Genomic DNA, 12,015 nt, shown 5'->3' with positions numbered 1-12,015 from the left:
GAATTATACTTTGGTAGGATCTTTCTCTCTAAAGATTAATGCAACAATAAGCCCAACTACTGCGTAAAATACCAAGAAACCAAACCATCCTTTAATGTAATTCATCATAGAGAATTGGTTATCTTCTTCCATAGCAACAATTGCTTTATCTATCTCAGACTGTGGTGCACCAAATTTTTGCATCATAGCTTCAGAGTTTTCAATAATCTTCTCGTTTAAAATTTGAGCAGCATCTGTATCAATAACATTAAATATTAATAAACTTACTACTGTACTAATAAATGTTCCTAAGGCAATTGTTATAAAATAGCCTGTAAATGCTTGTTTAAAGGTAGTGTAGCCTTCAACTAGTTGTTTTGTTTTCTTTGCAGATAAAATTCCGAAGACAATAATAAGTAGTATGTTTAGTATACCAAACCACCAAGCAGTAAATAGGTCTAGATATACAGCATAGCCAATTACTGTTAATAAAGATAAGATGACACCTAACGTGATGCCGTAAGAGGTTGCAGATTTTCTGTAAGCGTTTTCCATGAGTATAATGTGTTAATGGTTATACTATCTTAGTACACAAATATAGGAATATGTTACATTGCACACTGTATTTTATAGTGCATTAAAAAAATAACAATAACTACTTGCAAATTAAAGTAAAATAACTAAATTTGCACTTCTAAAAATCAAACTGAAAAAGATTACAACGATGAAGCAAGGTGTACATCCAGAAAACTATAGAGTAGTAGCGTTTAAAGATATGTCTAACGACGAAGTATTTTTAACTAAATCTACTGCTAATTCTAAAGAAACGATCGAAGTTGATGGTACTGAGTATCCATTAGTGAAATTAGAAATTTCTAGAACATCTCATCCTTTCTATACAGGTAAAGCTAAATTACTTGATACAGCTGGTCGTATTGACAAGTTTAAGAACAAGTATGCTAAGTTTAAGAAGCCTGCTAAAGCTGAAGAAACTAAAGAAGACTAAACTTTTTAGTACTCTTTTATACAATAAAAAAAAGCTTCCAATTTTGGAAGCTTTTTTTATGCTTGATAGTTTTTAAAGATGCTCATTAATAAATATTGAAAGCTTAGATTGTAAATCTGCATAGCTTGCTAAACTCCAATTGGCATGACCACCTTCATAAGTTGTTAATTGGTGTGTAACGTTATTTGCTTCTAAAGCATCGTTAATGGCATTAGCTTGACTTAGTGGTACCAAAGGATCACTTTCTCCATAAAATAATATAGTAGGCACACTTTGTTGTGAGACTTGTAATGCAGGACTTAAAACCTCTTCGAAATTTGTACCTTCAGGATAAGCATCTTCATCTACCAAATCGTTTACAAATTGAAATTGAGGGTTTTCAGAATAATAAGGATCTGTAAAATCTACAGGTCCAACAACGCTACAAGCCATTTTAATATCTTGGTTAGTATCTTCTGCATATGTATACTGCAATCCAATATGCGCGCCGGCGCTAAGACCAATAACTCCAAATGTTGGATTTATGTGATATTCTGAGGCATTATTTTTCACGTGTTCTATTACTGCACCAACATCAGTTATCTGATTAGGAAATGCAGCTGTAGTTTCATTAGCAAGTACATAGTTCATATTTACTATTGCATATTCGGAAAGTTGTGGTTGTAAAATAGGTAGAAAATAATTCATATCACTTTTATCACCAGCTGTCCAACTACCACCATGTATTAATAATATTACTTTAGTGGCTTCTGTAGTTCTGTTTGCAGGTAAGTATATGTCATAAGCCTGTTGTTGATGGTCGCCATAGCTTACATCAAATATATCTTCTGCTTCAAGGTTTTGTGGTTCTTCTTGAGGATTTTCTGTAACAGGATCTTGAGTTGTAGTACTAGAATTATCTGAACTGCATGAAAGAGACAGCATAAGAGATACTGCAATACATATAGATTTTATAATGGTCATATTTTTCTTTTTTAATTCCTCTAAATCAAATGTCGTGCTAAAACTGTGTAACAACTGTTAAAGCTTCATAAAAAACCTAATATGATTATATATTTTGTAGTAATTTTAAAGAAAAAGACTAAACATGATTAAAGAAGGTACTAGTGTAACCTGGAAATGGGGAAGTGGTGAAGCTTTCGGAAAGGTTGTAGAAACTTATACTAAATCTGTAACTAAAACCATAAAAGGTACAGACGTTACTAGAGATGGAGAGACAAATAATAAAGCACTTTATATTAAGCAGGAAGATGGAGACCACGTCTTAAAGTTAGAAAGTGAAGTTAATAGAGATTAAATTAAAAATATGGCAGAACTAATACGTATATACGAAGACAACCCAAATCCTAAACAAATTAAGCAAGTGGTAAATGCATTGCGTGATGGAGCTTTGGTTATTTACCCAACAGACACAGTTTATGGGCTTGGTTGTGATATCTCTAATGTAAGCGCTTTAGAGCGTATTGCTAAGCTAAAAAATATAAAACTAGAGAAGGCAAATTTTTCTTTTATCTGTGAAGATTTAAGTAACCTATCAGACTATGTAAAGCAAATAGATACGCGTACATTTAAAATATTGAAGCGTTGTTTGCCAGGACCTTATACATTTATTCTTCCAGGAAATAATAACTTACCAAACGTCTTTAAGAAAAAGAAGACTGTTGGAATAAGAGTGCCAGATAACAGTATTTGCAATGCATTAGTAAGTGGGCTAGGTAATCCAATTATTTCAACATCTATTAGAGATGAAGATGACGTTATAGAGTATACTACAGACCCAAGTCTTATTTTAGAAAAATGGGACAAGCACGTAGATATTGTTATAGATGGAGGCTATGGAGATAATATAGCCTCAACAGTTATAGATCTTACAGGTGATGAAGCCGAAGTAATACGAGAAGGTAAAGGAAGTTTAGAAATATATTAAAAGTAAAACGCCAACTAAAAACTTTAGTTGGCGTTTTACTATTTGAGTAAAAATTTTTAATGCGCTGTAACATCTCCAGACCCACTTGTCTTTTTATCTACATTTGCTGGGTTTCCTTTATAATCAATATCTCCAGAACCAGAAACTCTAGCATATAATGATTTGCTTGCATAAACTTCTACATCTCCAGAACCGTTTACTTTAGCCTCTACATCTTTTGCTTTCAAATCATAGCAAGAAATATCTCCAGAGCCGGCAACTTTTGCAGATAATTTATCTGTTGTACCGGTTAACTTGATATCTCCAGAGCCAGATAGAGCAGTCTCAATAGTTTTAGCTTCAACACTTAAAGAGATATCACCAGAACCAGAAATAAGGGCCTTAAAGTTCTTAGCTGTTATGAGATCTTTTCCTATAATATCACCAGATCCAGATAACGCAACTTTGTCAATATCTTTAAACGGTACGGTAATTATTACCTGCATGCGTTTAGATGTACGTAAGTTGTACCCTTTTTTAGTTGAAATTTTTAGAGCGTTATTTTCTACTTCTGTAGTAATGTACTCTAATAAATTGCTCTCTGCTTGTACCGTTAAGTTTCCTTCGGTTCCTTGTTCTAAAATAACATCAAAAAAGCCTGAGAGATTTACTTCATCATAAGTACCTACAGATCTATTTTCGGATTTAATAGTTCCGTTGCCTTCTACTTTTGTACCATTAGACCACCATTGTGCATTAATAGATTGTAAGCTAAAGCAAAGTGTTGCGAGGATTATTAATTTAAATTTCATGTGTTCGTTTTTATGATTGATTAGATAATTGATTAAAGTCGATTCATTTTTACACTTCCGTAATCTGAATCTATAAATAAATTGTTTTTAGCAGATTTAGAAATGTTATATCCTTCGTATGTAGAATTGGAGTTGCTTTTATTTTTAAGCGTAAACTGTAAACCATCTGTTCCCGTAAAGCCAGCATAGCTAAGATTTACATTAAATGTAAATTCATAAGCGGCGTCATACCCAATTTTCATACCTGCGTAGTCGCCGTTTAAACTAACGTTTCCAGCATTTTTGGTTAGCCGTTCTATTATAAAATTCCCATAATCTGAAGTTAACTCTACATTGCCAAAAACATCTCCTAACTTAACGGTGCAATAATCACCATCACCTTGAATGTTGTTTACTTTGTCAATTTTAAAACTTCCGTAGTCTGCATTAAATTGAAGGTTTTTTACTTCTTTAATGCTTCCGTTAGAGTAATCTGCACTTATAATAAGATTTCCTGCTTTCTCTATTGAATATGTACTGTATCCTGCATTAATTGTAGCGCTTTTAATATAATCGAAGGTGCAACCCGTATTATAATCGAATGAAATTTTATTATTATCAGCCAATAATTCGCCTATATTAAGTTTACCATAATCACAATCTAAATTGGCGTTACCTAGTAATCTGTCTATAGAGATATTACCATAGTCATTTTCTAAAGTAACAGCATTTGTGGCTGGCAACTTTATAATATAATTAATTTCCATATTTATACTGTGGCTATTGTTGCCGCCAGTCCAGCTACTCCACCAACTTTGACTTTCATTTTTATCAATCTTAGTTTTTGCAGTTACATAAGAACTTGATGCTTCAAAATTAACTGTAATGTCATTTAGCTTTTCTCTTACCTTTTGCTCATCATCTCCATTTGTTTTAATAATAACTTGAATAACAACTCTATTTTCTTCCCAAGTGGTAATATCTATATTGCCGTAATCATTACTTATGTTTAGCAATGCATCTGAGGTAACAGAAAACTCTTTATTAATTTTTTTCTCTTTAGTATATTTTCCTTTCCAGTTCTTGTCATGAACAGGATTTGCTAAAACCAATGCTGGAAAAACCAGTATGAGTAGTAGATTAAAGTATATTGCTTTCATTGTCTTGTTCTTTTAATTTTTGAATGTTCTCAATAGTTTCTAATACATTTTGAAGTAATGCAGTACGCTGTTGAAAATTTGTGACCATTGCATAAATAACACGTTTGTCTTCACCGCTATCTACTAGGTCTTTTTTTAATTTTTGATAGTCTTTTTCTAAAACATTTAACTGGCGCATTGTATCGTCTATTAATTGTTTTGTTTCTGGTGTTTGTTGTTGTTCTAACTTACTTAACTCAGATGTAATTAGAACACTGTAAAAATCTTGAGTTTGTTTCATTTCCTTAGAAACACTTGCTAAATCTGCAGTTTCTTCGTGAGTTGGAGAGGTGTAGCTTTTAAAAAGAAATACACCAACCAATACACAGGCAGCAACAGATAAAAGCGGTTTCCATAGATTAAATATGGCACCCTTTTGGTGTTTAGCTTGTGCTATACTTTGTGCGTTTAGCTTTTTTAAAAACGCTTCCTCATGATTTTCTTCAGGCTCAAAGACATCAAAATTTAAATCTTTAAACACGTTATCTAATTCTTCATCTTTCATAGTTCTGGTAATTTAGAACGTAAACTTTCTTTTGCGCGTGACAGCATTGTCCTACAATTTGCATAGGTTAAATTCATAATGTCACAAATTTCTTCATAGTCATAACCTTCAATAAGATGTAATGTTAAGATCACTCTGTAATTATCCTTAAGTGAGTTCATAGTATTTAGTATGAGTTTTACTTTAGGACTGCTTTCTGAGTCTGAATTAGATATTCCTTGATCTTCAGGAACATCTAACCGTTCTTCTACATCTTGAAAAGCAACCACACTGAATTTAGAGTTTTTTCTGTAAGCTGTTAGGCTGTTATTTACAACAATACGTTTAAGCCAAGCACCAAAAGTGGCATCTCCTTTAAAAGAATCGAGTTTAGTAAAGGCGTTTAAAAACGATTCCTGCATGACATCTTGGGCTTCTGCTTCGTCTTTCACAATGCGTAATGCCGTGTTGTACATAGCACGATAATACTGTTTGTAAATTAAAAGCTGCGCTTGTTGATTACCTTTGCGGCAACGCTCTAATGTTTCATTAATATGTGTGGCGGTTAGTGTCAAAAAAACAATTGCTTTATACTAAAGATACAGCTATTGTAAGTTTGTTACACTTTTAGAAAAGTATTTTGAAAAAATTTAAATTCCGAAAGAAATATTGAATGCAAATCTGCCACCTTCTTCGCCATGAAAGTAAGATAGGTTAGAGGTAAGGCCGCTAACGGAAAATATTATACCACCACCATAACTATAGTGCCAGTTTGAATTAGACTCATCATCTATCCAAACTCTACCAGTATCATATCCTAAATATCCTAAACTGCGTATAGGTAAGAAAACAGTTTTAAGCGGTTTAAAATTATACTGTAACTCCACATTTCCTACTAAAGATTGTTGTCCTGTAAAGCGTTGTAATCTGTAACTTCTTAAGCTGTGTTCTCCTCCAATTCTTGCGCTTTGGTAAAATGGTATGGCATCACCAAAACGTAATTGCCCAGAAGCAGATGTTTTTAAAATAACATCTCTAGAAGAATCTATAGCATTCCAGAACGTTAATGACGGATCAACAGCTAATGTTGTTTGAGAACTTGATAAATTATCTGAAAAATAGCCTTTAGCTTTAAACTCCATTCCTCTATTTGGGAAGCCTTTACTATTTGTGCTTAAATAATGATATGTAGAATGTATTTGGGCAAAGTCTTCTTGCTCTCCTATACCAGTTCCAGATATTACTTCTGAAGCTTCTGTACCTACATTGTAATAGTTGAAACCAATCTCAAAAGCACTACCAAACTCTCCTTTATAGTAAGTTGATGCGCCTGCAGAAAAATGTCTTGTGTAAATTCTATTAGCATCATAATTAGAAAACGGATTGTCTGTAGAGTTTCCAAAACCAAAGAAGTTCTCTGTATAATTGTTGCTGGTTACTCTGCTTGAGATTTTAAGATTCCAATCGTGAAATAAATGGGCAAATTGAGCAGAGCCTTCAAAACTTACAGCTTGTGTTAATGGGTAGTAAGTTGTAAGTAAGTCAAACTTTTTTGTAAATGGGTTGCGCTCAAACTTTAGTGTCTCTTTGCCCACAAGCAACTTTGTGACAGCTCCTAAATCTGGATTATAGGCTACATTTAGCCCAAATACACTTCCAGAACTTGGCCTGCGTTCTGGATCATAAATATGGTTTTCATACACATCATTTATTCTAAATCTTGCACCGTTTTCTTCTTTAACTACATTGTCTTGGTGTTCCTGATCATATACAATTACATTTTTTCCATTGCTAAAATTATAGGTGTCTTCACCAAGACCACCAGCAATTGTTATTTTAATTTTAGATGTGTTATCACCTTTAATTTCAAAAACATCATCATCTCCTAAGCCATAAATCCAGATGGTATGCGTGTCTTTATCATTAAACGTTCTATTAAAAATAAGATCTTCATCTTTGCCATCTTTAATTCTATAGGCTTCAATGTTAATTTTACCATCGGGTAATTTAGTTATGATAAAATGATCATCTTTATCTGTACCGAGTAAGGTTTGAAAACTTATAATATTCTCATAATAACGCTCTATTATGCTTTTTAAATTAGCTTTCCTTGCTAAGAAATCTTTCTTAATTTGTTCTGTTACTTCATCTTGAGATTCTACAGGCATATCATTAAAAGCCTTGTCAACAATTTCTGGAGTAATGTTTTTTTGTATGAGTTCAATTTGCTCGTGCCAATCTTCTAAACTAGTTTTTTGAAGTAGCGCACGGTCTAAGTTTAAAGCACTTTCACTAAAAGGATCTATAAACTCTATATCTGGACCATATAACCCTAATTGTTTAGTGCTCGATACTATACTTTGTAATGTTTTAATAAATGTTCCATCAAACTTTGCAAAAACTTGATCTCTATCTCTTGGTATTGGTAGGTAAACGTTTTTACCAGTATTTTCTGTGTCCTCTAAAAGTGCCCAACGCCATTGGTCTTCGTGCCTATCCCAATCTCCTACAAGTATGTCGAATATTCTTGCTTTTATATATTCTTTCTCATTAATAACGTTCGTTTCATCTTTCCTAAGCTCTTCAAATAAATCTGAAGTACTTTCAACTTCTTTATTAAAACCAAACATATGTGCGTTGTTAAAATCGCTATCTGGTTTTTCAACAATCATATACAAGCGATCACCATGATACTCATTAAACTCTCCTAATGTTTTTTGTTTGGGAACATAAAATAATTTTGGATGGGTGTGTCCTAAATTTATAGCACCAGCAAGCTTTGGTATGGCAAATGCACCGTAAGGATGAGAAGCTGTATAAAAGTCTTCAATAATTTCCAGAGGAATTGTGTCTTCAAAATACACATCAGAATCTAAATCATTGTAACCAGATGATTGTAAAAAGCGTTCTGCATCTTTAGCAATAGCACGCATGTTGTATTCTTTATCATTCTTATCTACCAATCTTAAAGATTGGGTCTGGTTTCCGCCGCCTGCACGTTCTACTTTTAAACCACCATATAATGTATCAAGTAATACTACTTGTGCTTCAATTTCCTTACCGTATAAATAGCGGTAATGTTCTCCAAAAAACTCTTCATAACGTTTACTTACCTTAGTTTCTTCTGGAGGATAAATTGTTGTTTTTACTGTTTTTGGATATGTTTTAGGTAGTTGTGAGAGGTCATAATCTTCTGGAGAGGCAAAGGCCTCTTTATCAAAAGCTTTAACTATATTCTCTTTCTCATCTATCTCATAAAAAATAACTCTTGAAGATCTGTCTTCATATAATCTTAACTCAGCAAATCCTGCTTTTCCAGAAGAATAAATACCATTCTTTCCTAGTCTAGAACCTTCTTTTTTTCCACCTGTACCAGAAATAATTTGATGTAGGTTGTCTTGTATAATATACTGTAAAGATTGTTCGTGGGCAGATAAGACAAACATTAAGGGTGCTTGTCTTGCTATTGTTTTAACCTCAGAGATTAGCTCGTTCATTAAAGGGTTGAGTAAATCTTGTTTAGACAAACCTCCTTGAGTTCTCATAAACGTCCAAGGTGCACCTATGGTTGGTAAGAATAAGTTTTCTGGTTTAGGGTTAAATAGAATATCATTAGAAATTTCTCCGCCATAAATACCGTTAGAGTAAACAGGATGGTGCATTACTAAAAGCACATTTTTGTGTCTTGCTTTTCTAACTTCGTCTGTAAGAACTTTTATAAACTTCTCCCTAGTTTTTATTTCACATTTAGCATTAAATTCTGCTTGCTTGCTCCAATCTTCAATATACCATTGTGTATCTATAACAATGATTTCTGTATTAAAACTTACATCAATAGTTTCTATTGGACAGCCATTTTCTGGAAGGTAATTTTCATCTTTACCCATAAACTCTTCAACGTAGTCTTCTAATTTTTCAAGACCTTCAACACCATTTTCATTCCAATCATTTTCTCCGGGAATTATTAATGGTGTGCCATTAAAGGTTTTAAAGACATTTAACAACATGTCTAACTGTTCCTTGTTGTTATCTTTTTTTAGCCTGTTGGCATACACATTGTCACCAAGAAAAATTAAATAATCGTCTTTGGTTGAATGTTGATTAGTAAACTGTTGGAACTTTTGTAATAATGCCTCATCTGGACCATTTTTATTGCTGCCTGCATTACCATATAGGTATACACTTTGGTACTCTTTAGTACTTCCTAAAGTATCTAAAGAAATTGGGTTGTACATTTTGTCCTCTGTATTAAGATACCTTGTGGTTTTGGACGCACAGGCGCATAATAATGTTACAACCGCAAGATATACGGCACTTTTAAAATAGTTTTTTGGCATTAATTAGGGTTTAATTAAATGTAAGTATGGTTAGTCTGCGTCAATTATATCTTCAATGGTTTTAGCCATCTCAATATCTTTTTCTGTTACGCCACCAGCATCATGTGTACTTAACGTTATAGAAAGTTCATTATAAACATTTGTCCATTCTGGATGATGTTGTTGTGCTTCTGCTTCAAAAGCTATTCTTGTCATTACACTAAATGCTTCTTTAAAATTATTAAACTCAAAAGATGTATGAATGGCATCATCTCCAAATTCCCAACCTTTTAATTCTTTTAATGCGTTTTCTATTTGTTGTTCTGTAAGTTTCATAGTATATATATTTTAATGTTAAGGTAATAATTAATTACGAGATGATTACAGAGTCTTTAATAACTTCCTGAATTGTCATCTGTAAATTTTTAGGCAATAGGTTGTCTTTTGGCATTACAGCTAAATAACGATCTTCGTTTGAGTTGTATACACTTTTAAGTAATGGGTTTTCAAACTTTAATTCTTTACAAATATCCTGTATTAAATCGTCATGGTGCACTAAGTCTTTACTTCCCAAATGAAATACTCCTTTACGGTTTCTATTAATTATATAGTGTAATTGTTGTGTTAGTTTTTTGTGGGTAGTAGCATTAGTTACTACGTTAGGAAATACCTCAAAAGGGACATTATTTTTATAATGCTCTGTAAGTTCTATTAATCGTGGAGATTTTGCCCCAAAAACCATAGGAAGCCTACAGATATTATATTTATTATTTGGCAGTCTTAACAGTGCATTTTCAATCTTAATTTTAAATCTACCATACACACTTTCAGATAATGTTTTATCATATTCATAAGACGGATAGTTTGTAAAGGCATCAAACACATTAGCAGACGATAAGAAAATAAGTTTGCAAGGGTTTTTTAAAATGTAATTTATAATTGACAGGTGTTGGTGCACCTGAGCATCAAAAGAACCTCTTAATGCAGAAACTATAACATTTGGTTTAACCTGCTCTAATAATATTGATACATCTTCAGACTCTAAATCCCATTGGTGAAATTTAAAGTTAGACTCAAAGGTAGCATTGTCTGTATAATAGGTAGCATGCGTATTAAAATAGGGTAGTAGTTCCCTATAGAGCGCATTACCTAAAAAGCCACTGCCTCCAAGAATTAATATTTTTTTAGAATCTGAGATATAAAATGTAGTTTACAGCTTACTTAGCCCTTGTAAAACGGAAGTTTTACAATTGTTGCCTTTACAGCTTTCTTACGTATTTGAATGTAAATAGGTTCTCCAAATCCAGACATATTGCTAGGGACATAACCTAAACCAATACCTTTATTTAAAGAAGGAGACATAGTACCAGATGTTACTATACCAATTGTATTTCCTGCTTCATCTACAATATCATAACCTTGTCTTGGAATACCTCTATCTTCAATCTCGAACGCTATAAGTTTGCGTTGTGGACCTTCAGCTTTTTGAGCTTTAAGAGCATCACTATTAATAAAGTCTTTTGTGAATTTAGTAATCCAACCTAAACCTGCTTCAAGTGGAGATGTGGTATCATCTATATCATTACCATAAAGACAATAACCCATTTCAAGACGTAAGGTGTCTCTGGCAGCAAGACCAATTGGCTTAATACCAAATTCTTTACCAGCTTCTAATACATTATTCCAAACTTGTTCTACTTCAGAATTTTTACAGTAAATCTCAAAACCACCACTACCAGTATACCCAGTAGCACTAATTATTACATTCTCTATTCCTGCAAATTCTTCAACCACAAAATTGTAAAACTTTATACTACTTAAATCGTATGGTGATAACGATTGCATAGCTTCAACAGCCTTAGGACCTTGTATTGCAAGTAAAGAATATTCTGAGCTTAAATCTTTCATATCTGCCTCCATAGTATTGTGCATAGAGATCCAATCCCAATCTTTTTCTATGTTTGAAGCATTAACAACTAAAAGATACTTTTCTGGATTTAGACAGTAAATAATCAAATCGTCTACAATACCACCTTCTGTATTTGTAAGGCAGCTGTATTGTGCTTTACCATCTGTAAGTTTAGAGGCATCATTTGTACTTACTTTTTGTATTAACTCCAAAGCATTTGGGCCAGAAATTAAAAACTCACCCATATGAGAAACATCAAAAACGCCAACATCTTTTCTAACAGTTTCATGTTCAATAGTGACGCCTTCATAAGAAACTGGCATATTGTAACCTGCAAACGGAACCATTTTAGCGCCAAGTGCTTCGTGAATTGATGTAAGTGCTGTATTTTTCATTGATAGTGTATTAATTTTCAGTTTGCAAAT

Annotated in this window: 13 protein-coding genes; 3 read left to right on the top strand and 10 right to left on the bottom strand. The window is 32.9% G+C overall.

Annotation, left to right across the window (positions count from 1 at the left end; all coding sequences use genetic code 11):
- Positions 1-3: 3 nt before the first annotated feature.
- The gene (locus CL818_RS09425; RefSeq protein ID WP_219360176.1) at positions 4-534 is read right to left on the bottom strand and encodes a DUF4199 domain-containing protein; all 531 of its coding nucleotides are present in this window, start codon (positions 532-534) and stop codon (positions 4-6) included.
- Between the two features lie 169 nt (positions 535-703).
- Here CL818_RS09425 and CL818_RS09420 point away from each other — a divergent pair, with 169 nt between their 5' ends.
- Positions 704-985: a type B 50S ribosomal protein L31 gene (locus tag CL818_RS09420; RefSeq protein ID WP_013187985.1), complete on the top strand. Its 282-nt coding sequence runs from the start codon at positions 704-706 to the stop codon at positions 983-985.
- Positions 986-1,057: 72 nt separating this feature from the next.
- Here CL818_RS09420 and CL818_RS09415 read toward each other — a convergent pair whose 3' ends face one another.
- The gene (locus CL818_RS09415; RefSeq protein WP_272973853.1) at positions 1,058-2,002 is read right to left on the bottom strand and encodes an alpha/beta hydrolase; all 945 of its coding nucleotides are present in this window, start codon (positions 2,000-2,002) and stop codon (positions 1,058-1,060) included.
- A gap of 70 nt (positions 2,003-2,072) precedes the next feature.
- Between CL818_RS09415 and CL818_RS09410 the strand changes: the two genes are divergently transcribed.
- The gene (locus CL818_RS09410) at positions 2,073-2,282 is read left to right on the top strand and encodes a hypervirulence associated TUDOR domain-containing protein (protein WP_272973852.1); all 210 of its coding nucleotides are present in this window, start codon (positions 2,073-2,075) and stop codon (positions 2,280-2,282) included.
- A gap of 9 nt (positions 2,283-2,291) precedes the next feature.
- Complete coding sequence (locus tag CL818_RS09405) at positions 2,292-2,912, top strand: L-threonylcarbamoyladenylate synthase (RefSeq protein WP_272973851.1); 621 nt, start codon at positions 2,292-2,294, stop codon at positions 2,910-2,912.
- 56 nt (positions 2,913-2,968) lie between these two features.
- On the opposite strand, the gene CL818_RS09400 is transcribed toward CL818_RS09405, so the two are convergent.
- From CL818_RS09400 to gcvT, 8 genes are all read right to left on the bottom strand, one after another.
- The gene (locus CL818_RS09400) at positions 2,969-3,703 is read right to left on the bottom strand and encodes a head GIN domain-containing protein (RefSeq protein ID WP_272973850.1); all 735 of its coding nucleotides are present in this window, start codon (positions 3,701-3,703) and stop codon (positions 2,969-2,971) included.
- A 32-nt stretch (positions 3,704-3,735) separates the two neighbouring features.
- Positions 3,736-4,842, bottom strand: a complete 1,107-nt coding sequence (locus CL818_RS09395; RefSeq protein ID WP_272973849.1) for a hypothetical protein — start codon at positions 4,840-4,842, stop codon at positions 3,736-3,738.
- Positions 4,823-5,386: a DUF4179 domain-containing protein gene (locus CL818_RS09390; RefSeq protein ID WP_272973848.1), complete on the bottom strand. Its 564-nt coding sequence runs from the start codon at positions 5,384-5,386 to the stop codon at positions 4,823-4,825. Before CL818_RS09390 ends, CL818_RS09395 begins: the two co-directional genes overlap by 20 nt.
- Entirely contained in the window at positions 5,383-5,940 is a 558-nt protein-coding gene (locus CL818_RS09385) for an RNA polymerase sigma factor (RefSeq protein ID WP_272973847.1), read from the bottom strand. Before CL818_RS09385 ends, CL818_RS09390 begins: the two co-directional genes overlap by 4 nt.
- 75 nt (positions 5,941-6,015) lie before the next feature.
- The gene (locus CL818_RS09380; RefSeq protein ID WP_272973846.1) at positions 6,016-9,702 is read right to left on the bottom strand and encodes a ShlB/FhaC/HecB family protein; all 3,687 of its coding nucleotides are present in this window, start codon (positions 9,700-9,702) and stop codon (positions 6,016-6,018) included.
- A 30-nt stretch (positions 9,703-9,732) separates the two neighbouring features.
- The gene (locus tag CL818_RS09375; RefSeq protein ID WP_013187976.1) at positions 9,733-10,017 is read right to left on the bottom strand and encodes a 4a-hydroxytetrahydrobiopterin dehydratase; all 285 of its coding nucleotides are present in this window, start codon (positions 10,015-10,017) and stop codon (positions 9,733-9,735) included.
- Positions 10,018-10,051: 34 nt separating this feature from the next.
- On the bottom strand, positions 10,052-10,855 hold the full coding sequence (locus CL818_RS09370) for a sugar nucleotide-binding protein (protein WP_336380116.1): 804 nt from the start codon (positions 10,853-10,855) through the stop codon (positions 10,052-10,054).
- Between the two features lie 47 nt (positions 10,856-10,902).
- Positions 10,903-11,985 (bottom strand): glycine cleavage system aminomethyltransferase GcvT, encoded by a 1,083-nt coding sequence (gene gcvT, locus CL818_RS09365; RefSeq protein WP_272973845.1) that lies wholly within the window; start codon positions 11,983-11,985, stop codon positions 10,903-10,905.
- Positions 11,986-12,015 lie beyond the last annotated feature (30 nt).

The sequence above is a fragment of the Croceibacter sp. genome, from assembly GCF_002716225.1.
GTDB lineage: Bacteria > Bacteroidota > Bacteroidia > Flavobacteriales > Flavobacteriaceae > Croceibacter > Croceibacter atlanticus.
This window is presented reverse-complemented; position numbering and strand designations above follow the sequence as displayed.

Bases quoted from the DNA above. Each gene is read 5' to 3' on its own strand.
- CL818_RS09425 (WP_219360176.1), bottom strand. From the start codon at position 534: ATGGAAAACGCTTACAGAAAATCTGCAACCTCTTACGGCATCACGTTA.
- CL818_RS09420 (WP_013187985.1), top strand. From the start codon at position 704: ATGAAGCAAGGTGTACATCCAGAAAACTATAGAGTAGTAGCGTTTAAA.
- CL818_RS09410 (WP_272973852.1), top strand. From the start codon at position 2,073: ATGATTAAAGAAGGTACTAGTGTAACCTGGAAATGGGGAAGTGGTGAA.
- CL818_RS09405 (WP_272973851.1), top strand. From the start codon at position 2,292: ATGGCAGAACTAATACGTATATACGAAGACAACCCAAATCCTAAACAA.
- CL818_RS09400 (WP_272973850.1), bottom strand. From the start codon at position 3,703: ATGAAATTTAAATTAATAATCCTCGCAACACTTTGCTTTAGCTTACAA.
- CL818_RS09395 (WP_272973849.1), bottom strand. From the start codon at position 4,842: ATGAAAGCAATATACTTTAATCTACTACTCATACTGGTTTTTCCAGCA.
- CL818_RS09390 (WP_272973848.1), bottom strand. From the start codon at position 5,386: ATGAAAGATGAAGAATTAGATAACGTGTTTAAAGATTTAAATTTTGAT.
- CL818_RS09380 (WP_272973846.1), bottom strand. From the start codon at position 9,702: ATGCCAAAAAACTATTTTAAAAGTGCCGTATATCTTGCGGTTGTAACA.
- CL818_RS09375 (WP_013187976.1), bottom strand. From the start codon at position 10,017: ATGAAACTTACAGAACAACAAATAGAAAACGCATTAAAAGAATTAAAA.
- gcvT (WP_272973845.1), bottom strand. From the start codon at position 11,985: ATGAAAAATACAGCACTTACATCAATTCACGAAGCACTTGGCGCTAAA.